Genomic DNA, 21,461 nt, shown 5'->3' with positions numbered 1-21,461 from the left:
CTTTAGCGTTTAACGCCGATCAACCGGTTAGGCCGGCACGCCGAACAGGTCGTGCTCGTCCGCATCCTCGATCACGACGCGCAGGATGTCGCCGGGCGACAAATGGCCGCCATCGCGCAGGTGCACCTCGCCGTCGATCTCTGGCGCATCGGCCATCGAACGGCCGGACGCGCCGCCTGTCTCGGCATCGACGGCGTCGACGATCACCTCCAGCGTGCGCCCGACCTTGGCGGCGAGCTTCGCGGCCGAGATGGCGGCGGTCTTCGCCATGATCCGGGCATAGCGTTCTTCCTTGACGGCTTCCGGCACCGGATCGGGGAGCGCATTGGCCGAGGCACCCTCGACGGGCTCGAACCGGAACGCGCCGACCCGGTCGAGCTGCGCCTCGTCCAGCCAGTCGAGCAAATACTGGAAATCCTCCTCGGTCTCGCCGGGAAAGCCGACCACGAAGGTCGAGCGGATCGCAATGTCCGGGCAGATGTCGCGCCACGCCTTGATCCGGCCCAGCACCTTGGCGTCATTGGCCGGACGCTTCATCCGGCGCAGCACCGCCGGCGCGGCGTGCTGGAACGGAATGTCGAGGTACGGCAACACCAGACCCTCCGCCATCAGCGGGATCACCTGATCGACGTGCGGATAGGGATAAACATAGTGCAGCCGCACCCACGGCGCGATCTTGCCCAGTTCACGCGCCAGATCGGTCATGTGCGGACGCACCTCCGCCCCCTTCCACATCCGCGACTGGTCGCGAATGTCGATGCCGTAGGCGGAGGTGTCCTGGCTGATGACCAGCAATTCCTGCGTGCCGGCGGCGACCAGCTTCTCCGCCTCGCGCAGGATCGCGTCGGGGCGGCGGCTGACCAGGTCGCCGCGCAGCGACGGGATGATGCAGAAGGAGCAGCGGTGATTGCAGCCCTCCGAAATTTTCAGATAGCTGTAATGACGCGGCGTCAGCTTCAGCCCCGCATCGGGGATCAGGTCGACAAACGGGCTCAGCGACGCAGGCGCGGCGGCATGGACCGCCTCAACCACCTGTTCGTATTCATGCGCGCCGGTGATCGCGAGCACATCCGGGAACCGCGCGCGGATCGTCTCGGCTTCCTTGCCCATGCAGCCGGTGACGATCACGCGGCCGTTCTCTGCGATCGCCTCACCGATCGCCTCCAGCGATTCCTCCTTGGCGGAATCGAGGAAGCCGCAGGTGTTGACCAGCACGACGTCGGCGCCGGCATAATCGGCCGACATCTGATAGCCGTCGGCGCGGAGCTGGGTCAGGATCCGTTCGCTGTCGACCAGGTTCTTGGGACAGCCGAGCGAGACCATGCCCACGCGGGGCGGTAAGGGGATTTGCGTTGCCATGGGATCGTCCGCACATAATGCGGGACGACGCGATTTGCCAGTGGCGGCGGCACACGCGATAGCGGCGACTGTTTCGGGACGGGAGGACGCGCGGATGCTGGCGATCGGATTGATGTCGGGCACGTCGCTGGACGGGATCGACGCCGCGCTGATCGAAACCGACGGGCAGCAGGCTGTCCGTCACATCGCGTTTCGCGGCGAGCCGTATTCGGACGCCGCGCGCGCGCAATTGGCGGAGGCGACCGCGATCGCGCTCACCTATCCCCGCCCGCGCCCCAGCCCCCCACTGGTCGAGGCGGCGGCGCTGATCACGCGGACGCACGCGCTGGCGGTGCAGAAGTTGCTCCGCGATGCCGGTGTCGCGGCGGGCGACGTCGACGTGATCGGTTTTCATGGGCAGACGGTCGCGCATCGCCCCGACCGGCGCTGGACGTGGCAGATCGGCGACGGTCAGGTGCTGGCCGACGCCACCGGGATCCGCACGGTCGCCGATTTCCGCAGCGCCGACGTCGCGGCGGGCGGGCAGGGGGCGCCGCTGCTTCCGGTCTATCACGCAGCGCTTGCCGCCGGGCTCGAAGGGCCGGTCGCGATCCTCAACCTGGGCGGGGTGGCGAACATCACGCTGATCGATGGCGGCGCGGCGATCGCGGCGTTCGACACCGGGCCGGCGAACGGCTTGATCGACAGCTGGGTGGAACAGGAAAGCGGGGCGCGCTTCGACAAGGATGGTGCGCTCGCCGCTGCGGGTCGGGTCGACGAAACCGTCCTGACCGCGATGCTCGACCATCCGTTCTTCGACGCACCCTATCCGAAGTCGCTCGATCGCAACGATTTCACGATACAACCGGCGCGTGGCCTGTCGGCGGCGGATGGTGCCGCAACGTTGACGGCCTTTACCGCCGCCACGGTCGCTGAGGCGCTGACGCTGCTGCCGATCCGGCCACGGCGCCTGCTGGTGGCGGGCGGCGGACGCCACAATCCCGCGATGCTGCGCATGATTGCCGAGAGAACGGGGCTGACGCCGGAACCCGTCGACGCGCTCGGCTGGCACGGCGACGGGCTGGAGGCAGAGGGCTTCGCCTATATGGCGGTGCGGACGCTCGCGGGATTACCGATCAGCTTCCCGGGTACGACCGGCGTGCCCCATGCGATGCCAGGCGGTACGATGTTCATCCCAAGGGCAGGCTGACGCCCGCCGCGCCTATCGATCCAGCGTCACGGTCGCGGGATGGTGGCGATCCAGATGCTTCTTGATTCTCTTCAGATTGCGCGTGTTCGAACGGTAGAAGAAATCCGCGGCATCTCCGACAAACGGGATCATCCCCAATGCGGTGTCGAACCCGACCCGTGCCGTCATCCCGAGCAGCCCCAGCCGGCCCATGCCCAGGTTGCGCGCTTCCCACACGAGCCACATGCCCATTGCGCCGGCGAAGAGGTCGCCGACCACCGGCACCAGCCCAACGATGGAATCAAGTCCGACACGGCGGTTGATGCCCGGGATAACATATAGCCCCTCCAGCAACCGTTCGACGGCCTCCACGCGGCGGCGCACCGCTACGGGATCACGGCCGACCGGAAGCGCGTCGAACAGACCGGCATTCAGCGGGGTGGGGCGTGCGTTCATCGCTATTAGTTGGTGTCGGCGCGCAGGCGGTTCAATGGGTGCCACGCCCGCGGATTGGGTTGCCATTGCCGCAGACGTAGCGCGACCAGCGACCAGCGGAACGGGCGCGACAAAGGAACGAACGCCACATCCTGCGTCAGCAACCGGTCGGCAAGCGCCGCGGCCTCGGCGCGCTGCGACAATGTGTCGGCCAGCCGCGCTGCCTCGATCGCGGCATGTGCCTCGGGTGAGCAGGCGATGCACGCCTCGGCCAGATACCAGCGAGCATTGTCATAGGGCGCGACCAGATCGACCAGCCGCAGGTCCGCGGCCGGATCGTCGCTGGTGACACGCAGCGGCTTGATCCCGATTGCATAAAGATCGCGCGCCAGATGCGCCCACAGGAGCGTGCCGCCCGGACCGTGGGGCAGGGCGATCCGCAGCACCGGCCCGCTGCCTTGTGCCGCGCGCCACGCCATAACCCGCGAACGAGCCGCAGCGGGCCGTTGTTCGGGCGGCAGCGTCGCCCAGACCGGCACCATCGGCGGCGCACCCGAGTCGAGCTGCTCGGGCAGGATCGTCTCGCGCGCTGGCCAGTCGCTCGACACGGTTCCTGTCAGGTCCGCCCGGTCGATCGCCTGCGCAACCGCGCCGCGATTGGCAGCGTCGGCCAGAAAGCCTTCGCGTCGGACGATCGCGAGCCCGAACAGGCCGGCGGCGGGATCGATCCGCACGTTGGCGGGGGCGGGATTGGCGGCCTGTAGCGTCGGCCAGTCGTCGATCGTCCCGCCGGTGACGAGGTCGGAATGACGTTCGACGAAGCGTAAGATGGCGAGTGCCGCATGTTCGCCGCGCAGCAGGACATTCTGTTCGGGGGTCGGTCGCTCCTCATCGGGGTCACGATCCGGGTCGAGCGCGGGTGTCAGCAGAATACCGTCGCGTGTGCCGTCGCGTCGTCGGAAGGGCCCGGCACCGCCGGCTTTGCCGGACCGTACCAATGCCATCTCCGGCTGCGCGAACAATTTGAGCAGATCGGGACGGGGCCGTGCCAGCTCGATCTCGATCACTTCCGGCGTCATCTCGACGATCGACGCGACCGCGGTCAGATAGGGCGCGATGCGATTGTCGGCGGCACGCGCGATCTGTCGGCGGAGCAGCGGAACGACATCGCGCGCGCGCACGGGCGTGCCATCGGCCCATTCGGCATTGCGCAGGCGAAAGATGTAGCTGCGTCCGTCGTCGATGACGATCCAGCGCTCGGCCACCCCGGCTTCGATTTGTCCGACCGCATCGAAGCGGACCAGACCCTCGGCGAGCGAGTCGGTGAGCAAGCGGTCACCAATCTGTAGCGCGCGGCGATTGCTGTCGGCGAGCTTCGGTTCGGCGCCGATCACGCTCACCACGACGGCGCCGACGTCGGCGCGGCGTCCGCACGATGTCGCCGCGAGCGCCAGAAGGCAGACCACACCCAGACGAACGATGCTGGTGCGGGCGGCGGGACTCGAACCCGCACGCCAATGGCAGAGGATTTTAAGTCCCCAGCGTCTACCGATTCCGCCACGCCCGCGCATCATCGGCCACGAAGCGGTTGCGGGGCGCCGCGTCAAGCCGTTGCGCCAACCTGGATGTCAGGAGACATTGAGGCGAACGCGCATTTCCTTGCCGGGCTTGAAGAACGGCACACGCTTCGCGTCGACCTCGACCATCTCGCCAGTGCGCGGATTACGACCAACGCGTGCATCACGAGCGCGTGTAGAGAACGCGCCGAAACCACGCAATTCGACGCGACCATTCGCAGCCAGCCGCTCGGTGATTTCATCGAAGAAGGTCGAAACTATTGCCTCGACATCACGCTGGGACAGGCCGGGATTGTCTTTCAACAATGCCTGCACCAACTCCGACCTAATCATCGTCCGCGTTTCCTTAGGGCTAGGATTATGTTCACCGCGGTCTGATACAGGTAAGTTTGCACCCTCGGTAGCACCGATCTGGAAGCGATTGCGCAAAGTGGGTCACCCAAATGTCCGGCAAATGAAAAGGGGACCGGCCAGCGGCCGATCCCCTTCCATGCCGTAAGGCACGTTCGCTTACTTCTTGGTGTCGCGCGCCTTGAGCGCCTCGCCCAGGATGTCGCCGAGCGATGCACCCGAGTCGGACGAGCCGTACTGCGCCACCGCCTGCTTCTCTTCGGCGATCTGCATCGCCTTGACCGAGAACGTCGGCTTCTTGGAACGGTCAAAGCCGGTCACCATCGCATCGAACTTCTGCCCGACCTGGAAGCGCTCCGGACGCTGCTCGTCGCGATCGCGGCCGAGATCGGTGCGCTTGATGAAGCCGGTCGCCCCATCGTCGCCCGCCTGGACTTCCAGGCCTGCGTCGCGGACTTCGAGGACAGTGACGGTGACCACCTGGTTCTTGCCCAGGCGATCGCCCGCGCCCGCCGCGACCGGACCGCCGCGCTCAAGCTGCTTCATGCCGAGGGAGATGCGCTCCTTCTCCGGATCGATGTCGAGCACCACGGCCTGAACCATCTCACCCTTGCGGTGCAGGTTCAGCGCGTCCTCACCCGACACGCCCCAGGCGATGTCGGACATATGGACCATGCCGTCGACGTCGTTGTCGAGGCCGATGAACAGGCCGAACTCGGTCGCGTTCTTGACTTCGCCCTCGACGGTCGAGCCGATCGGATGGGCAGCGGCGAACGCTTCCCACGGATTGGCCTGAGCCTGCTTGAGGCCGAGGCTGATGCGGCGCTTTTCCTGATCGACTTCCAAGACCACGACATCGACTTCCTGCGAGGTCGAGACGATCTTGCCCGGATGGACGTTCTTCTTGGTCCAGGACATTTCGGACACGTGGACCAGGCCTTCGATGCCCGGCTCCAGCTCGACGAACGCACCATATTCGGTGATGTTCGTGACGCGGCCCGACAGCTTCGCACCGACCGGATACTTTGCCGCCGCGCCATCCCACGGATCGCTCTCGAGCTGCTTCATGCCCAGCGAGATGCGCTGCGTGTCCTTGTTGATGCGGATGATCTGCACCTTCACGGTGTCGCCGATGTTGATCATCTCGCTCGGGTGGCCGACGCGCTTGTAGCTCAGGTCGGTGACGTGCAGCAGGCCGTCGATGCCGCCCAGGTCGACGAACGCACCGTAGTCGGTGATGTTCTTGACGACGCCGTCGATGATCTGGCCTTCATGCAGCGACTGGATCAGGCCCGAACGCTGCTCGGCGCGGGTTTCTTCCAGCACCGCGCGGCGGCTGACGACGATATTGCCGCGCTTGCGGTCCATCTTCAGGATCTGGAACGGCTGCGGAATGTCCATCAGCGGGGTGACGTCGCGCACCGGGCGAATGTCGACCTGCGAACCCGGCAGGAACGCCACCGCGCCGTTCAGGTCGACGGTGAAGCCGCCCTTCACGCGGCCGAAGATCACGCCCTCGACGCGCGCGGTCTTGGCGAATTCCAGCTCCAGCTTGTCCCAGGCGGCTTCGCGGCGCGCACGATCGCGCGACAGCATCGCTTCGCCGTGCATGTTCTCGACGCGGTCGACGTAGACCTCGACTTCGTCACCGACCTTCAGGTCGGCCTTCTGGCCCGGCGCGGGCGCGAATTCGCGCAGCGGCACGCGGCCTTCGCTCTTCAGGCCGACGTCGATGACGACCAGGTCGTTCTCGATGGCGGTAACGGTGCCCAGCACCACGCGGCCCTCGAAGCTGTCGGCACCGCCGAACATGTCATCGAGCATCGCCGCGAATTCGTCACGCGAGGGAGTTGCCACTGAGGCCATAAAAGAAACTGTCCTATGTCGTTTTCCGGCCAGGCGGTTGGGTCCGCCGGTCTTGGCCATCACTGTCGCACCGGCCCCGTGCCGCGCGCGACATCCGTTCGACCTGGGGAGCGGCGGGGGCTATTCGCGGATGTGCGAAAAGGCGCGAAGGGCAAGCCATCGCGCCGCGCCTCCGCGAGCCACAGCCCGCCGGACCCGCGCGCCCTAGCCGAAAAGCGACCGACAAGCAAGGTTGACAATCTTTGCCAATGAGCCGCATTTTCGCGTCATGGCTACGATGAACATCTCCCTCCCCGATGCCATGAAGGAGTGGGTCGAGCAGCAAGCGGCGACCGGTCGCTACAGCAATTCCAGCGACGTCGTCCGCGACCTGATCCGCCGCGAACAGGTGCGCGCGGAGAAGATCGCGAACCTGCAGCGCTTGGTGGATGAGGCGCGGGCGAGTGGGATTGATTCACGGTCGGTCGATGAGATTATGGCCGACGTGCGCGCCAAGGCGATGGAGGCGGGCTCTGTCTCGGTTCAGGGTAAGGCGTAGGGCATCACTCGATTTCCAGGCGATTTATCTCAGCGGGGTGGAGCGATATGGTGCCGAACAGGCGGACAATTATGCTGCCGGATTCTGGTGAACGGTAGAATTTCCGAGCCAATTTCCGCACGCCGCTCGATTGCGGCATGGACTCGAGCCACCGGTCAGAGCGTACCCCTATCGCGCGCATCTGATCGTCTACGACGTTCGTGATGAAGGCATCGAGGTTCCTCGCATTCGCCACGCCCGAGAGGACTGGCAGCATAACGCCTGATCAGCCTTGCACCCGCGAATCCACCAGCGCGATCGCGCGCGACACCGCTGCGTCGATCGACAGAAAGCTGGTGTCCAGCTCCATCGCGTCCTCGGCGGCCACCAGCGGCGCGGTGGAGCGCGAACTGTCGCGGTCGTCGCGCGTCCGGATGTCGGCCAGCACCTGATCGTAGCTGATCGCGCTGCCGCGCTTATGAAGTTCGTCGTGGCGGCGTCGCGCGCGGATCGTCGGAGTTGCGCGCACGAACAGCTTCGCATCGGCATCGGGCGCGATCACCGTGCCGATGTCGCGGCCATCCAGCACCGCGCCGCCGGGCTGGTGCGCGAAGCGCCGCTGCCGCTGCAGCAGCGCCGCGCGCACCAGTGGATGGGCCGACACGATCGACGCCACCTGCCCGGTGGCATCGTCGCGCAGGATCGGGTCCGCCAGCAGGTGATCGTCGAAGTCGCAGGCCGCCACCGCATCCGCCTCGATCGCAGGATCGAGATCGAGCCGCGTTACCTGCGTCGCCACCGCACGATAGAGCAAACCGGTGTCGAGATGCGGGATGCCGTAGTGACGCGCAATCGCGCGCGCGATCGTGCCCTTGCCGGATGCTGCCGGGCCGTCGACCGCGATGATCATGCGCCGGCCCCCGACAGGTGCGCGAGCTGCTGATAAAAGGCCGGGTAACTGGTCGCGACCGGCGCGACGTCGTCGATCGTCACCGCATCGCGTGCGTGCAGCCCGGCGACCGTCATGCTCATCGCGATCCGGTGATCGAGCTGGGTCGCGACGGTGCCGCCGCCCGCAATCTTCTCGCCGCCCGAGCCATACACGGTCAACCCGTCCTCATGCTCGTCGGTGGCGACGCCGTTGGCCGACAGCGCGGCGCGCATCGCCGCGATCCGGTCGCTTTCTTTGACGCGCAGTTCCTCTGCGCCGCGCGCCACCGTCGCGCCTTCGGCGAAGGCGGCCGCGACGAACAGCGCCGGATATTCGTCGATCATCGCCGGCGCCAGATCGTGCGGAACGACGATCCCGGCGAGCGCCGCATGACGGACGCGCAGGTCGGCGACCGGCTCGCCACCCACCACGCGCGGATCGCATTCGGTGATGTCCGCGCCCATCATGCGCAGCGCGGTCAGCAGCCCGGCGCGGGTCGGGTTGAGCCCGACATTCTCGATCACCACGTCGCTGCCCGGCACGATCGACGCGGCGACCATCCAGAAGGCGGCGGACGAGGGATCTCCCGGCACGACGATCGACTGCGGCTTCAGCTCCGCCTCGCCGGTCAGCGAGATCACGCGTCCGCGCGGGCCCTGTTCGACGGTCAGGTGCGCGCCGAACCCGGCAAGCATTCGCTCGCTGTGATCGCGCGTCGGCACCGGCTCGATCACGCGCGTGATGCCCGGCGTGTTGAGCGCGGCGAGCAGCACCGCCGACTTCACCTGTGCCGAGGCGACTGGCAGCTCATATTCGATTGGCACCGCCGGACAGGCGCCGCGCACCATCAGCGGCAGCCTGGTCCCCGGCGACGCCTCGATCGATGCGCCCATCTGCGCCAGCGGCACCGTGACCCGCGCCATCGGGCGCGACGACAGCGAGGCGTCGCCGGTAAAGGTCGCGGTGATCGGGTGGCTCGCGACCAGCCCCATCAGCAGCCGCGTGGAGGTGCCGGAATTGCCCATCTCCAGTGCCTTTGTCGGCTGCAGCAGCCCGCCGACTCCGACGCCGTGGATCCGCCAGATCGCATCGTCACCGCGCTCGATCGACGCGCCCATCGCGCGCATCGCCGCGGCGGTGGCGAGCACATCCTCGCCTTCCAGCAGCCCCTCGACGCGGCTTTCGCCGACCGCCAGCGCGGACAGCATCAGCGAACGGTGGCTGATCGACTTGTCGCCGGGAACGCGGATCCGTCCCGTCAGCCGCGCGGGCGAGGGAACGGTGAACGGAGTGGGGGAGGAGGAATGCGCCATGCGCGCCGCGCCTTGCCAGCCGCCTTGCGCTATGGCAAGGCACGCGCCACTTCACAGGGCGACCTGTTTGATCCACCCATCCGAAAGGCTTTTCACGGCATGATCCAGCCGGAATGGGGCACGAAGCGTACGTGCCCGAAATGCGCGACGCGTTTCTACGACCTCGAAAAGGACGACCCCGTCACCTGCATCAATTGCGGGACGCAGTGGGAGCCCGAACCCATCCTGAAGTCGAAGCAGCCTCTGCCCTTCGAGCAGAACAAGCCCGAGAACAAGGAAGCCGACAGCGATCTGGCGGGCGGTGACGACGAAGATCTGGACATCACCGGTGAGGACGAAGAACCCTCGCCCGACGATGAAGTCGATCTGGGTGGCGACGACGATCTGGGCGTGGAAACGTCCAGCGAGGAAGACGAGCACTGATCGTCTGACGGGGTTCGGCAGGCGCTTGAAAAAAGTGCTTGCCGAGCCCCGGCGGCCCCGCTACTGGGCTGCCTCCACAGCGGAATGGGGCCGTAGCTCAGCTGGGAGAGCGTCGCAATGGCATTGCGAAGGTCAGGGGTTCGATCCCCCTCGGCTCCACCATCTCCGTCCCGAACGGCGCCGTAGCCGCTCACATCACAAAAACCTGGTATATGCGCGCAAGCAGCTGGCTGTTTCCGTAGTGCTATCGCGGTGCGCCTTTCCGCCCACGCGCGATGCAATTCAGCGTATTCTGGTCTGACCCTGCATCGCAGCGCGACGCCCGCGTTAGGCGATCACGTTGGCGTCAGAATGCGGCCCAGTCGTTATCCTGCACCGCCAGTGCGGCGTTGCCGGCCGTTTGCGGCGCCATGCGGCGGCGCGTGATCCCGACCGGAGCCGGAGCGGCCCTGACCGGCGTGTCGGCGGTGCCGATCCGGAAGCGGGCGATCTGACGCGCCATTTCATCGGCATCGGAGGCGAGGCTGCGCGCGGCGGCGGTCGACTGCTCGACCATCGCGGCGTTCTGCTGCGTCACGCCGTCCATCTCCGCGACCGCGGTATTCACCTGCTGCAGGCCGGTTGCCTGTTGTTCGGCGGAAGCGGCGATGTCGGCGACCAGCGAGTCGATCTCCGCGATCCGTTCGATGATCCGCGTGAGTGCCGTGCCGGTTTCGCCGACCAGCCGCACGCCCTCCTGCACCTGATCGCCGGAGGCGGTGATGCGCATCTTCACGTCCTTCGCCGCATCGGCCGAGCGTTGCGCCAGCGCCCGCACCTCGGACGCCACCACCGCAAAGCCCTTGCCGGCGTCGCCCGCTCGCGCCGCCTCGACGCCGGCGTTGAGCGCCAGCAGGTTGGTTTGAAAGGCAATACCGTCGATGACCGAGATGATCTCCGAAATCTCCGCCGAGGTCCGCTCGATCCCGCCCATCGCCTCCACGGCATTGCGTACGACCACACCCGAGCGGCGTGCCTCGTCGCTGGCGCTGGCAACCGCGGCGTTCGCGCGGTCGGCACGTGCGGCGGTGGTGCGCACCGTGCTGGTGATCTCGTCCATCGCCGCGGCGGTTTCCTCGAGCGACGCCGCTTGCTGCTCGGTGCGTTGCGACAGGTCGTCGGATGCCTGACGGATGTCGCTAGCGCCGTTGTTGATGCTGCTCGCCGATCGCACGACATGCGCCAACGTCGCTTGCAGCGCCGCGACGGCATTGTTGAAATCGTGCTTGATGCGCGCGAACGGCCCGGTGAGATCCGCCTCGACGCGCGCCACCAGATCACCCTCCGCCAGCCGGGTGAGCGCCGCGCCCAGCCCGTCGACGATCAGCGTCGTCTGCGCCTCCTTGGCCCGTTCCGCCGCGGTCAGCTGGTCGCGCAAGGCCGCGGTCGCCTGCGCCAGTTGCCCCAGTTCATCGCGGCGCCCGGTCGCCGGGATCGCCGCGTCCATTTGACCCGACGTCATGCGCTTGAGCACATCGACCAGCGCCAGCAACGGCGCGATGAGGAAGCGTCGCATCAGGATGCCCGCGGCGATGACGACCGCCAGGGTCGTGATCGTGGTGATCGCCAGCAGGATGCGGGCGATCGCAGCGGCCTCGTCGGCGCGGGCGTTGACGGTGCGGACGTGCAACTCGATCGCGTCGGACAGGTGGCTCATCCCGCCTTCGAGTTTCTCGAACGCGGCCAGGAACGTCGGCAGCAGCGCGGACGCGCGCGCCGGGTCGTTCGCCGCGGCGGTCGCGATCTGCTGTGCGGTGGCGATATAGGTGTCGACCTGCGCCTGAATCTGTTGCGTTTGCGCCGCGACCTGGGGGGCCGCGGCGTCGATCCGGATCGTCTTGCGCAGCAGCGCGATGTCATCGTTCAGCGACGTGCGATTCTCGGCGACGCTCAAATCGCCGACACTGGTTGCGCGCAGGATCGACAAGATGTCGCCGCGCACCGCATCGTGCATCATATCGGCCGTCATGTGGTTGCGCAGCAATGCGGAGGCGGCGCTGGCATCGTTGCGCGCGTCGGCCTGACGAGCATTCGACCAGACGCTGGCGGCGCACGACAAAACGACCAGCAAGGCGATTGCGGCGATCGTGATCGTCATCATTCGATTAATCGACTGCACCTTAACCCCCGCGCGGTGAACGTGCCGACGTAATAACCTCGCACATCATAATATCGGGTTAGCGGAACAGATGTTTGGCAAGCAGGCGCGAAGTTGAAGGATTATGCTGCGCTGCCAAACATTTGCTGATGGCTGAAGCACATGCGGGTGTATTGCGGGTTTACCACGTCGCTGAACGGAGGCTGCACGATCACACGGTACATGATGATTGATCGTCAACATCATGGGTCGATCGCTCGTGACACCGAATCGGATACGCATCGCGCTTGCCGTGCTGGCACTGGCCGGCTGCCTTTTCGGACAGCCCGCGCTGGCCCAGGAGGCTGTCGCCACCGATAATGCCTTCTCGCTCGACATCACCTTCAAGGCCGACGTCACGGGCGTCGCGTCAGGCGGGGTGGCACGAGGCGCGCGTTACCTCGACAATCTGGATGTGGTCGGCGAGGCGGATCTCGAGAAGGCGGCGGGCTGGAAGCAGACCGTCGCGCACGTATCGCTGCTCAACAACTTAGGGGGGCGGCCAAACGATCTGTCGGGGTCGATCCAGGGCATCGACAACATCGAAGTCGCGAAGGCGCGATTCAAACTGTACGAGGCGTGGATCGAAAAGGGGTTCGGCGCGCATGTCACGCTGCGCGCCGGCCTGTATGACGTCAACAGCGAGTTCTATCAGAACGATGCCGCCGGCCTGCTGATCTCGCCGATGTTCGGCGTCGGATCGGAACTGGCGGCGACGGGCACGAACGGCCCGGCGATATTTCCCTCGACCGCGCTGGCGCTGCGCCTGAAGGCCGCGACCGACCGTACCTATGCCTCGGTTGCGATCATCAACGCGCGGGCCGGCACGCTGTGCGACGAACACGGCATCGATCTGTCGGGACACGATGGGGCGCTGCTGATCGGCGAGGCGGGATGGACGGGCCGCGGCAAGCTGGCGATCGGCGCTTGGCATTATACGCGCAAGCAGCCGACGATCATCCCGCCCGGGCTGACACCCACCGAAGACCATCATTACTCGCAAGGACTGTACCTGCTCGCCGAGCAAGGGCTGGCGGGAAAGGACGAGGACGCAAGCCGCTATCTGGTCGGCTTCCTGCGCCTTGGCGTGTCGGATGGTACGACCACACCGTTCCGCGGCGGTTGGCAGGGCGGGCTGCTGCTCAAGCGCCCGCTCAAGAGCCGCCCGGCGAGCGCCTTCTCCATCGGCGCGGGTAGCGGGGTGCTGTCGCGCAACTATAGGCTGAGCAATCCCGCCGATCTGCCGCCGCTGCGCGACGCCGAAACGATCATCGAGGCGACCTATAGCGACGAGATCGTCAAGGGCGTGTCGATCCAGCCGGACGTCCAGTATGTCATCCATCCGTCCGCCGACCCGACGATCCGAAACGCGCTGGTGCTGGGCGTGCGGTTGACGATCGGTTGGTCGAACCACCCGTAAACGGCGAAAACGAGCAGCCGGCTGTTGCCGGATACGAAAAAGGGCGGCCCCGCGCGGGACCGCCCTTTTTCGTATCCGCTCGCCGGTGGCATCGCTGCCACCGGCCAAGTCCGATCAGCGCGAGTAGAACTCGACGACCAGGTTCGGCTCCATCTTCACCGGATAGGGCACTTCGTCCAGCGTGGGCACGCGGACCAGCGTCACCTTGGTGTTGCCGTCCTGCGCGACATAATCGGGGACTTCGCGCTCGGCGAGGTTCTGCGCTTCCATGACCAGCGCCATTTCCTGCGCCTTGCTGCCCAGCGAGATCTCGTCGTTGACCGCGCAGCGACGCGACGCGACGTTGCACTTCACGCCGTTGACGCGGATGTGGCCGTGGCTGACGAGCTGACGCGCCGCCCAGATGGTCGGGGCGAACTTCGCGCGGTAGACGATCGCGTCGAGGCGACGCTCCAGCAGGCCGATCAGGTTCTGCGAGGTGTCGCCCTTCATGCGCGACGCTTCCTCATAGGCGTGACGGAACTGCTTCTCGGTCACGTCGCCATAATAGCCCTTGAGCTTCTGCTTGGCGCGCAGCTGGATGCCGAAGTCCGACACCTTGCCCTTGCGACGCTGACCGTGCTGGCCGGGGCCATACTCGCGCTTGTTGACCGGGCTCTTCGGACGGCCCCAGATGTTCTCGCCGAGACGACGGTCGAGCTTGTACTTGGCGCTATGGCGCTTCGACATGTAATTACCTTTGCAATAGGCGAACGACGTTTTCCGCCTTCCTGATCCGAACCTCGTTCGGGGAGGGCAGGGTTGTTCCCGGTCTCGCGCCACACCCCGAATCAAGGTGCAGGCCCGCCGCTTCACCGGGATGCGGGGGCGATTGCGAAGCGGCGCGCCTAGCCGGGCAGGGCGCGCAAGTCAAGCTGGACAGACGCCGCGCCGGTCGCCAAGCAGCGGGCATGAGCGAGATCCTGCCCGGCCAGCATTGCACCACGATGAGCGAGGTCCGCGCCGGCGTCGACGCGCTCGACCGCGAACTGGTGGCGCTGTTGCGGCGGCGGTTCGACTATATGGACGCCGCCGCCCGCATCAAGCCCGAGCGCGGCGCGGTGCGCGACGAAGCGCGCAAGGCGCAGGTGATCGCGCAGGCGCGCGACGAGGCCGAGCGGCTGCGCCTGCCCGGCGATGCGATCGCGGCGATGTGGGAGACGCTGGTCGAGGCATCGATCGCATACGAACTCGCGGCGTTCGACGCGCGGTGAGCAGAATGAGGGCGCGATGCCCTTGGTCTTGATGATCGTCCGTCATTGCGAGCGTAGCGAAGCAATCCAGGGCGTCCTGATCAGGCGCTAAATTGCCTTGCCGCACGCGCAATGGCGAAAAACGCTCGCGCCATCACGACCTTACGACGACGATTGGCTCAAACCTTCGCGGCGTAGATCATCCGCCCCGGCCCGAGCCGTTCGAACACTTCGGTCAACTCGTTCTCGCCAACTGCGAAGCAACCCTGACTACGCCCAAGCATCCCGCGCTCGCGGATCATGTCCGGGTTGGCGTACCACGCCGCATGGACGACGATCGCGCGGTCCAGCGCATTGTTGTTGGTCGCGTCCAGCCCGAGCAGCCGCTGCGAGCGCCCGTGCTTGCCGACATAATAATCGGCGGTCGCGAACGCGCCTTCGCACGACGCATTGGAGCCGTTGGCGTTCGAGAAACGCTGCAGATAGCCGGTGTGCGCCGGGTCGGAGCCGCTGCCATGCGCGACCAGCTTCGACACGGTGCGCCCGTCCTCCAGATTAATCAGGTGGAAGCGCGGCGCGCTCGACCCCGTCGAGAAATCCGCCACCGCGATCCGGTCGCGCTTGGCGATGCGGCTGCCATGCTGCTCAAGCGCCGCCAGCGCCCGCTTGAGCAGTCGCGGGTTGACCCCCGGTGCATCGATCGCCGGCGGCACCGTGGCGGTCGCCACCGCAGGCTGCGTGACCGGCGTGGCCGATGGGTGGAAGAAATCGTCCGGGATCAGCGATTCAGGCGTGCCGCGACGTGCGCGGTCGCGCATGCCGGCCGAGACCGCCCCCGGGATCATCAAGGCGCCGACGAACAATCCGCCGGTCTTCAGCAAAGCACGGCGCGACGCGACCGTATCCTGCGACTGCATCATGAGTAACGTAAATCCCCAACCCAGTCCCAGCGATGTAGCATGGAACGAGTTAATTATCGTCAACGTTAACCGCTGTTTGTACCGCGCAGAGGTGCATTTGCCGCAGATGTCGAACGCTTCGTCGCCCGGCACCGAAACGGTTTCGCTGCGTTGATTGATCGACGGGTGCCGGATCGGCCGGCTGCCACAATGAAAGTCTGAAAGCCATCGCCATGCGCCGAATCGCTCCATTTCTTCTCGCTGCACTGCTGACGACCGGCGCTGCCACGTCGGCGCATGCCGATGGGGCGGAGGCGCTGGCGATCACCGAGGCGGCGGCGACCCTGCCGCCCAATCGCTTCGTCTGGACCGCGGCGGCGGATGGGCCGGGGCGGGTCAGCGTGCTGATCTCGATCCCCGACCAGCGCGCCTATGTGTTCCGCGGGCAGCAACTCGTCGCCGCCTCGTCGGTGTCGACCGGCGCCGACGATCGGCCGACCCCGACCGGCACTTTCACGATCCTGCAGAAGAAGGCGCAGCATCGCTCGAACCTGTACGACGATGCGCCGATGCCGTTCATGCAGCGGCTGACGTGGGACGGCGTTGCCCTGCATGCCGGGCGCAATCCCGGCTTTCCCGCCTCGCACGGCTGCATTCGACTGCCGACCGCCTTCGCGAAGAAGTTGTTCACCGTGACGCAGCTCGGCGCCACGGTCGAGGTCACCGACGAAGCCTATGTCGCCGGGGCGTTCCTGCCGAGCGGCGACGCAGAGGACACCGCCCGTGCCAACGAATATGCCAGCCGCTAGGCGGTCACCGCCGCAGCCACGTCCATAAAGGATTGGCCGGGTCCGACAGCAATTTGATCGTCAGCGCGATGGACATGACGACCAGCAGCAGCCGCACGCCCTTGCCGCCGAAGCGCAGCGCCGCCCACGCGCCGCACTGATTGCCCGCGACGTTCGCCGCGGCCATCGCGCCGCCAAGTAGCCACAGCACCTTCCCGCCCGCGATCATTGCGGCCAGCGCGGCGATGTTCGTCGCCAGATTGAGGAACTTGGTATTGGCGATCGCGCGCACCAGCCCGAGCCCGCCCAGCGCAACCAGCGCGGTCGTCAGGAACGATCCGGTCCCGGGCCCGAAAAAGCCGTCGTAAAATCCCAGCATTGTGGTCACCCCGGTCAGCCCGGTGCGTCCCAGCCGCGCATGACGATCGGACTCGCTCATCGGTGGTGCGAGCAGGAAATACAGCGCCATCGCGATCAGCAGCACCGGCACGAACGCGGCCAGAAAGCGTGGATCGACATGCTGTACCGCCACCGCACCCGCGACCGAGCCCCCGAACGCACCTGTTGCGGGCAGGGCGAAGCGGCGCAGATCGACATGGCCGGCGCGCCAGAAGGTGAGAAACGCCGACCCGGTGCCGACCGCACTCTGCAACTTGTTGGTCGCCAACGCAGAAACCGGCGGGACGCCCGCGGCGAGCAGCGCCGGAATCGTCAGCAACCCGCCGCCGCCGGCCAGCGCATCGATCGTTCCGGCGACGAACGCGACGAGGACGAGGAAAGCGAAGATATCGGGGGCGAGGTGCATCGCCGCCGACCTATGCGGCTTTGCCGCGCATCGCCAGCCCGCTAGACCAGGCTCATGCGGAACATCGTCATTCTCACCGGCGCAGGCATCTCCGCCGAAAGCGGTATCGCCACCTTCCGCGGCCCAGGCGGGCTGTGGGAAGGGCACCGGGTCGAGGATGTGTGCACGCCCGCGGCGCTCGCGCGCGATCCGGCGCTGGTCCACCGCTTCTACGATCTGCGGCGCGCGGCGCTGTCCAAAGTCATACCCAATCGTGCGCATGAGGCGCTGGCGCGGCTCGATCGTGAGTGGAGAGGGGAGCTGTTGATCGTCACGCAAAATGTCGATGACCTGCACGAGCGCGCAGGGGCGCAGCGAATGCTGCATATGCATGGCGAATTGCGCTCGGCGCTCTGCGCGGCGTGTGGAGCGCGCTTCTCTTGGAGCGACGCGCTGCCGCCGGGCACCGTCTGTCCGGCGTGCGGGGCCGCAGCGCTGCGCCCCGACATCGTGTTCTTCGGCGAAATGCCGTACGAGATGGAGCGGATCGACGACGCTTTGTCGCGCGCCGATCTGTTCGTGTCGATCGGAACGTCGGGCGCGGTCTATCCGGCGGCGGGCTTCGTCCAGCTGGCCCGGCGATACGGTGCGGCGACGCTGGAGCTGAACCTCGATCCTTCGGAGGGCAGTGCGTGGTTCGATGACACGCGGCTCGGGCCGGCGGGCACGCTGGTGCCGGCGTGGGTCGATGAAATGCTGTCAGCCGACCTGGCGTCTTCCCGGACTTGATCCGGCACACTGCTTCTCGCCGGCGCTCGGCGGAAAGCGGGAACTCGGATCAAGTCTTTGACGACGTAACTATTTCGATGCGCCGCGTCCGCGCCGCTCGCCGCGGCGTTCCTTGCGAACCGTTTTCGCATGTGCCCGCGCGCGCGCCTTTTTTTCCTCACGGGTCGGCGGCAGCTTGACGTCGAGCGGCATCATGTCCCCCGCCATCACTTCGAAGCCGAGGCTCGCGAGGCTCTCGCTGAAGTGCGTGGGCAGCTCTGCGGTGACGTCGATCTCGCCGCCATCGGGGTGATCGACGCGGATGCGGCGCGCATGGAGATGCATCTTGCGGCTGATATTGCCGGTCAAAAATGCCGCCGGGCCACCATATTTGCCGTCTCCGACGATCGGATGCCCGATCGCGGCCATATGGACGCGCAATTGGTGCGTGCGCCCGGTGAACGGCTGCAACTCGACCCAGCAGGCGCGATTGCCGGCGCGCTCGATCACGCGATAGCGGGTCCGCGCCGGCTGACCGTTCTCCTCGTCGACGTGCATCTTCTCGCCGCCGGTGCCGGGTTGCTTGGCGATCGGCAGCTCGATCATCCCGTCGTCGATCGACGGGACGTCGACCACCAGGGCCCAATAGATCTTCTTGGCGGTGCGGCTCGAAAAGCTCTTTGCGAACGCCGCGGCAGCGCGTGCGCTGCGCGCCACCAGCAGCGCGCCCGACGTATCCTTGTCGAGTCGATGGACCAGCTTCGGCCGACCCTCCGCCTCATATTGCAGTGCGTCGAGCAGCCCGTCGACATGCTGGACGGTCTTGGTGCCGCCCTGCGTCGCGAGGCCCGGCGGCTTGTTGAGCACCAAAGCGGCAGCGTCCTTGTGGATCACCAGCTCGCGCGCGAACGCCGCCTCGTCCTCGCTGAGCGGCGGACGCTCGCGCTTCGGGCGTTCCTCGGCACGCTCGGGCTCGGGCGGCGGAACGCGCAGCACTTGCCCGGCCTGGATACGGTCGCCCGGGCCGACGCGCGCGCCATCGACACGCAACTGGCCGGTGCGCGCCCATTTGGCGACGGTCGTAAAGCTGGTGTCGGGCAGATGCCGCTTGAACCAGCGGTCGACGCGGATGCCGTCGTCGTCATAGCCGACGGTGAACTGGCGGACGGCGTCGTTCATGCCGGCACCCGTGCGATGGCAAGTCCGGCGAACAGCGCGACGATCGCACCGGCCACCGATAGCAGGACGTAGGAAAGCGCGGTTGCCAGCGCGCCACGCTCGATCATGCCGACAACGTCGAGCGCGAACGAGGAAAAGGTGGTGAAGCCGCCGAGTACGCCGATGCCGAGCAACAGCCGCCACGTCTCACCACTCGCGCTGGCGTTGCGCGCCAGCACGCCGACGAGCAGGCCCATCAGCAGCCCGCCGACGATATTGACGGTCAGCGTGCCCCACGGCCAACCGGAACCGAGCGCGTGCGTCATCGCGCGTCCGGTCAGAAAGCGTGCGCCGGAGCCGATCGCGCCGCCCGCCATGACAAGAAACAGGGAGTTCATCGCCGCGCCCTATCGTGTTTCGGCGCGCAAGGGAAATCAGCCGTGTGCGCTGGTCGAGAACAGGTTCATCACCAGCACCCCGGTGACGATCAGTGCCATTCCGACGAGCGCCGCGGTGTCGAGTTGCTGTCCATGCCACAGCCACGCCACCGTGGTGACGAGGATGATCCCGACCCCGGACCAGATCGCATAAGCGATGCCGGTCGGCAGCGTCCGTAGCGTCAACGACAGAAAATAGAAGGCGATACCGTACCCGACGACCGTCACCAGCGTCGGTAACGGCCGCGTGAACCCGTCCGACTCTTTCAGCGCCGACGTGGCGGTGACTTCGGCGATGATCGCGACCAGCAGGAGAAGATAGGCCATGTGCGGCCTTGTCGCGGGTTACGTAGGGCTTGGCGAGCCGCTATGCGTGTCTTGCTCTTGCAGGACACCGGGTGAGGGGCCATGTTCGCGCCATGCTGAACCTGATTTCGATCGCCATCGGCCTGGTCGCGCTCCTGCTCGGGATCGTGCCGTTCCTGCCGTTTCTCGCCTGGGGCTATTGGTTCGTGATCCCGATCGCAGTGGTCGGCGCGGCGATCGGTGCGCTGTCGTCGCACAATAGCGGGCGAAATCTGAACCTCGTGCTGATCCTGATCTTCGGGCTTCGCCTGATGCTGGGTGGTGGGCTGATCTGATTGCCGCCCGTCACTGCAAGCGTAGCGAAGCAATGACGGTTTCAGGCGGAGCGCCCGGCACGCAGCCGGGCGCCCTCGCTTAGCGGCAGACCACCTGCCCGCGATCGACCTGCTGACCGAGCAACGCGCCGCCGCCCGCGCCGATCAGCGTGCCGAGCAGTCGAGACCCACCGCCAGCGATGATATTGCCGAGCGCGCCCCCGGCCAGACCACCGACGATCAGCCCGGTCGTGCCGTCGTTGCGGCGGCAATAGTAGCGCCCGTCGTTGCCGCGGTAGATACGGTCGTTGCGCGTCAGCGCGCGCTGCCGATAATAACGCCCGTCGCGATAGTAGCGATCGGCGTAATAGCGGCGCTGGCCGGGCTCGAGCCGGTTGTAATCGTAGCGCCCTGACTGGCGCCAGTCGCGCAGCCGGTCGTTGCGATCGCGACGCGCATCGCGGACGTTGTCGCGATATTCGCGGCGAGCATCGCGCACCTCGCGACGCGAGTCCGCATCGCGCAGGTCTTCGCGATATTCCTGCCGCGCGTCGCGGACGTCCTCGCGATATTCCCGGTTTGCTTCGCGCGGGCGTTGCGCCGCTGCCGGGGTGACCGACAGCGACGTCAGCGCAGTAGCCCCGAGCACTGCCGCCATGATGATACGCATCACATCTCTCTTTCGCTTGATCAGAGTTGGGTCTGAACGACGGCGGAGTGCGGCGGTTGCGTGAACCCAGGACTACTTGGCGTTCACTTTCAGGACATTATTGCTCCAGCTGGTGCGTCAGGCTGATCTCGGTGTTCAGCAACTTCGACACCGGGCAGTTCGCCTTGGCCTCTTCGGCGATCCGGGCGAACTCTTCCTGCTCGATGCCGGGCACCTTCGCCTTCAGGTCGAGCTTCGACGAGGTGATCGTGAAGCCGTCGCCATCCTTGTCGACGGTGACGCGCGCGTTGGTTTCCAGCGTGCCGTCGTTATAGCCGGCGCCGGCCAGTGCAAAGCTGAGCGCCATCGTGAAGCAGCTGGCGTGTGCCGCGGCGATCAGTTCCTCCGGGTTGGTGCCCGGCCCGTCCTCGAACCGCGATCCGAAGCCATAGCGCGTGTCCTTCAGCACGCCCGACTGGGTCGAGGTCCAGCCGTTGCCGTCCTTGCCGAAACCTTCGTAGCGCGCCGATCCGCTGCGGGTGGGCATGTCCTGCTCTCCTTGTCACACGAAAATGGGCGCGATCCGTGTC

The 21,461-nt window shown here is 66.5% G+C and carries 24 protein-coding genes and 2 tRNA genes; 9 read left to right on the top strand and 17 right to left on the bottom strand.

Annotation, left to right across the window (positions count from 1 at the left end; translation table 11 throughout):
* Window positions 1-27: 27 nt before the first annotated feature.
* A complete protein-coding gene (gene rimO, locus AADI75_RS07605) occupies window positions 28-1,359 on the bottom strand; it encodes a 30S ribosomal protein S12 methylthiotransferase RimO (RefSeq protein ID WP_341208433.1) in 1,332 nt (443 codons plus the stop codon).
* A gap of 94 nt (window positions 1,360-1,453) precedes the next feature.
* Between rimO and AADI75_RS07600 the strand changes: the two genes are divergently transcribed.
* Window positions 1,454-2,548, top strand: coding sequence for an anhydro-N-acetylmuramic acid kinase (locus tag AADI75_RS07600; protein ID WP_341208432.1), 1,095 nt, complete (start codon window positions 1,454-1,456; stop codon window positions 2,546-2,548).
* 12 nt (window positions 2,549-2,560) lie between these two features.
* Here AADI75_RS07600 and AADI75_RS07595 read toward each other — a convergent pair whose 3' ends face one another.
* The 5 genes from AADI75_RS07595 to rpsA form a co-directional block, all read right to left on the bottom strand.
* On the bottom strand, window positions 2,561-2,983 hold the full coding sequence (locus AADI75_RS07595) for a DUF4112 domain-containing protein (RefSeq protein WP_341208431.1): 423 nt from the start codon (window positions 2,981-2,983) through the stop codon (window positions 2,561-2,563).
* A 5-nt stretch (window positions 2,984-2,988) separates the two neighbouring features.
* Window positions 2,989-4,362 (bottom strand): ABC transporter substrate-binding protein, encoded by a 1,374-nt coding sequence (locus tag AADI75_RS07590; protein WP_341208430.1) that lies wholly within the window; start codon window positions 4,360-4,362, stop codon window positions 2,989-2,991.
* 83 nt (window positions 4,363-4,445) lie between these two features.
* Window positions 4,446-4,529 (bottom strand) — tRNA-Leu (locus AADI75_RS07585).
* Window positions 4,530-4,590: 61 nt separating this feature from the next.
* Complete coding sequence (gene ihfB / locus AADI75_RS07580; RefSeq protein WP_341208429.1) at window positions 4,591-4,872, bottom strand: integration host factor subunit beta; 282 nt, start codon at window positions 4,870-4,872, stop codon at window positions 4,591-4,593.
* Window positions 4,873-5,049: 177 nt separating this feature from the next.
* Window positions 5,050-6,756 carry a 30S ribosomal protein S1 gene (gene rpsA / locus AADI75_RS07575; protein WP_341208428.1) on the bottom strand — a complete coding sequence of 569 codons (1,707 nt, stop codon included), beginning with the start codon at window positions 6,754-6,756 and terminating at the stop codon, window positions 5,050-5,052.
* A 232-nt stretch (window positions 6,757-6,988) separates the two neighbouring features.
* Here rpsA and AADI75_RS07570 point away from each other — a divergent pair, with 232 nt between their 5' ends.
* Window positions 6,989-7,294, top strand: a complete 306-nt coding sequence (locus tag AADI75_RS07570; RefSeq protein WP_341208427.1) for a type II toxin-antitoxin system ParD family antitoxin — start codon at window positions 6,989-6,991, stop codon at window positions 7,292-7,294.
* A gap of 265 nt (window positions 7,295-7,559) precedes the next feature.
* On the opposite strand, the gene AADI75_RS07565 is transcribed toward AADI75_RS07570, so the two are convergent.
* On the bottom strand, window positions 7,560-8,183 hold the full coding sequence (locus tag AADI75_RS07565; protein WP_341208426.1) for a d(CMP) kinase: 624 nt from the start codon (window positions 8,181-8,183) through the stop codon (window positions 7,560-7,562).
* The gene (gene aroA / locus AADI75_RS07560; RefSeq protein WP_341208425.1) at window positions 8,180-9,517 is read right to left on the bottom strand and encodes a 3-phosphoshikimate 1-carboxyvinyltransferase; all 1,338 of its coding nucleotides are present in this window, start codon (window positions 9,515-9,517) and stop codon (window positions 8,180-8,182) included. The genes AADI75_RS07565 and aroA overlap by 4 nt, the downstream gene beginning before the upstream one ends.
* A gap of 99 nt (window positions 9,518-9,616) precedes the next feature.
* Here aroA and AADI75_RS07555 point away from each other — a divergent pair, with 99 nt between their 5' ends.
* Together AADI75_RS07555 and AADI75_RS07550 are read left to right on the top strand one after the other, a co-directional pair.
* Window positions 9,617-9,940, top strand: a complete 324-nt coding sequence (locus tag AADI75_RS07555; RefSeq protein ID WP_341208442.1) for a TIGR02300 family protein — start codon at window positions 9,617-9,619, stop codon at window positions 9,938-9,940.
* Between the two features lie 86 nt (window positions 9,941-10,026).
* Window positions 10,027-10,102, top strand: a tRNA-Ala gene (locus AADI75_RS07550).
* A 184-nt stretch (window positions 10,103-10,286) separates the two neighbouring features.
* On the opposite strand, the gene AADI75_RS07545 is transcribed toward AADI75_RS07550, so the two are convergent.
* Window positions 10,287-12,077 carry a methyl-accepting chemotaxis protein gene (locus AADI75_RS07545; RefSeq protein WP_341208424.1) on the bottom strand — a complete coding sequence of 597 codons (1,791 nt, stop codon included), beginning with the start codon at window positions 12,075-12,077 and terminating at the stop codon, window positions 10,287-10,289.
* Between the two features lie 292 nt (window positions 12,078-12,369).
* On the opposite strand from AADI75_RS07545, the gene AADI75_RS07540 reads away from it, so the two are divergent.
* Window positions 12,370-13,536, top strand: coding sequence for a carbohydrate porin (locus tag AADI75_RS07540; RefSeq protein WP_341208423.1), 1,167 nt, complete (start codon window positions 12,370-12,372; stop codon window positions 13,534-13,536).
* Window positions 13,537-13,650: 114 nt separating this feature from the next.
* Here the strand turns inward: AADI75_RS07540 and rpsD are convergent, their stop codons facing one another.
* The gene (gene rpsD, locus AADI75_RS07535) at window positions 13,651-14,265 is read right to left on the bottom strand and encodes a 30S ribosomal protein S4 (protein WP_341208422.1); all 615 of its coding nucleotides are present in this window, start codon (window positions 14,263-14,265) and stop codon (window positions 13,651-13,653) included.
* 221 nt (window positions 14,266-14,486) lie between these two features.
* Between rpsD and AADI75_RS07530 the strand changes: the two genes are divergently transcribed.
* Window positions 14,487-14,789 (top strand): chorismate mutase, encoded by a 303-nt coding sequence (locus AADI75_RS07530; protein ID WP_341208421.1) that lies wholly within the window; start codon window positions 14,487-14,489, stop codon window positions 14,787-14,789.
* Between the two features lie 158 nt (window positions 14,790-14,947).
* On the opposite strand, the gene AADI75_RS07525 is transcribed toward AADI75_RS07530, so the two are convergent.
* Window positions 14,948-15,688: a murein L,D-transpeptidase catalytic domain family protein gene (locus AADI75_RS07525; protein ID WP_341208420.1), complete on the bottom strand. Its 741-nt coding sequence runs from the start codon at window positions 15,686-15,688 to the stop codon at window positions 14,948-14,950.
* Between the two features lie 212 nt (window positions 15,689-15,900).
* On the opposite strand from AADI75_RS07525, the gene AADI75_RS07520 reads away from it, so the two are divergent.
* Window positions 15,901-16,476: a L,D-transpeptidase family protein gene (locus AADI75_RS07520; RefSeq protein WP_341208419.1), complete on the top strand. Its 576-nt coding sequence runs from the start codon at window positions 15,901-15,903 to the stop codon at window positions 16,474-16,476.
* Between the two features lie 4 nt (window positions 16,477-16,480).
* Here the strand turns inward: AADI75_RS07520 and AADI75_RS07515 are convergent, their stop codons facing one another.
* On the bottom strand, window positions 16,481-17,260 hold the full coding sequence (locus AADI75_RS07515; RefSeq protein ID WP_341208418.1) for a TSUP family transporter: 780 nt from the start codon (window positions 17,258-17,260) through the stop codon (window positions 16,481-16,483).
* A gap of 54 nt (window positions 17,261-17,314) precedes the next feature.
* On the opposite strand from AADI75_RS07515, the gene AADI75_RS07510 reads away from it, so the two are divergent.
* Window positions 17,315-18,028 carry an NAD-dependent deacylase gene (locus AADI75_RS07510; RefSeq protein ID WP_341208417.1) on the top strand — a complete coding sequence of 238 codons (714 nt, stop codon included), beginning with the start codon at window positions 17,315-17,317 and terminating at the stop codon, window positions 18,026-18,028.
* 69 nt (window positions 18,029-18,097) lie between these two features.
* On the opposite strand, the gene AADI75_RS07505 is transcribed toward AADI75_RS07510, so the two are convergent.
* Genes AADI75_RS07505 through AADI75_RS07495 form a run of 3 tightly spaced genes read right to left on the bottom strand, consistent with a single transcriptional unit; the run spans window position 18,098 to window position 19,929 of the window.
* Window positions 18,098-19,186, bottom strand: coding sequence for an RluA family pseudouridine synthase (locus tag AADI75_RS07505; protein WP_341208416.1), 1,089 nt, complete (start codon window positions 19,184-19,186; stop codon window positions 18,098-18,100).
* A complete protein-coding gene (gene crcB, locus AADI75_RS07500; protein WP_341208415.1) occupies window positions 19,183-19,563 on the bottom strand; it encodes a fluoride efflux transporter CrcB in 381 nt (126 codons plus the stop codon). Before crcB ends, AADI75_RS07505 begins: the two co-directional genes overlap by 4 nt.
* A gap of 36 nt (window positions 19,564-19,599) precedes the next feature.
* Window positions 19,600-19,929 carry a multidrug efflux SMR transporter gene (locus tag AADI75_RS07495; protein ID WP_341208414.1) on the bottom strand — a complete coding sequence of 110 codons (330 nt, stop codon included), beginning with the start codon at window positions 19,927-19,929 and terminating at the stop codon, window positions 19,600-19,602.
* Window positions 19,930-20,021: 92 nt separating this feature from the next.
* On the opposite strand from AADI75_RS07495, the gene AADI75_RS07490 reads away from it, so the two are divergent.
* Window positions 20,022-20,243, top strand: a complete 222-nt coding sequence (locus tag AADI75_RS07490; RefSeq protein WP_335310910.1) for a hypothetical protein — start codon at window positions 20,022-20,024, stop codon at window positions 20,241-20,243.
* A gap of 79 nt (window positions 20,244-20,322) precedes the next feature.
* Here the strand turns inward: AADI75_RS07490 and AADI75_RS07485 are convergent, their stop codons facing one another.
* Both AADI75_RS07485 and AADI75_RS07480 read right to left on the bottom strand, forming a co-directional pair.
* Window positions 20,323-20,892: a glycine zipper 2TM domain-containing protein gene (locus tag AADI75_RS07485; protein ID WP_341208413.1), complete on the bottom strand. Its 570-nt coding sequence runs from the start codon at window positions 20,890-20,892 to the stop codon at window positions 20,323-20,325.
* Window positions 20,893-20,989: 97 nt separating this feature from the next.
* Window positions 20,990-21,418, bottom strand: coding sequence for an OsmC family protein (locus AADI75_RS07480; RefSeq protein WP_335310912.1), 429 nt, complete (start codon window positions 21,416-21,418; stop codon window positions 20,990-20,992).
* Between the last annotated feature and the right edge of the window lie 43 nt (window positions 21,419-21,461).

Origin of the sequence: uncultured Sphingomonas sp. (genome assembly GCF_964021865.1) — a bacterium.
In the GTDB taxonomy this organism is placed as follows: Bacteria; Pseudomonadota; Alphaproteobacteria; order Sphingomonadales; family Sphingomonadaceae; genus Sphingomonas.
This window is presented reverse-complemented; position numbering and strand designations above follow the sequence as displayed.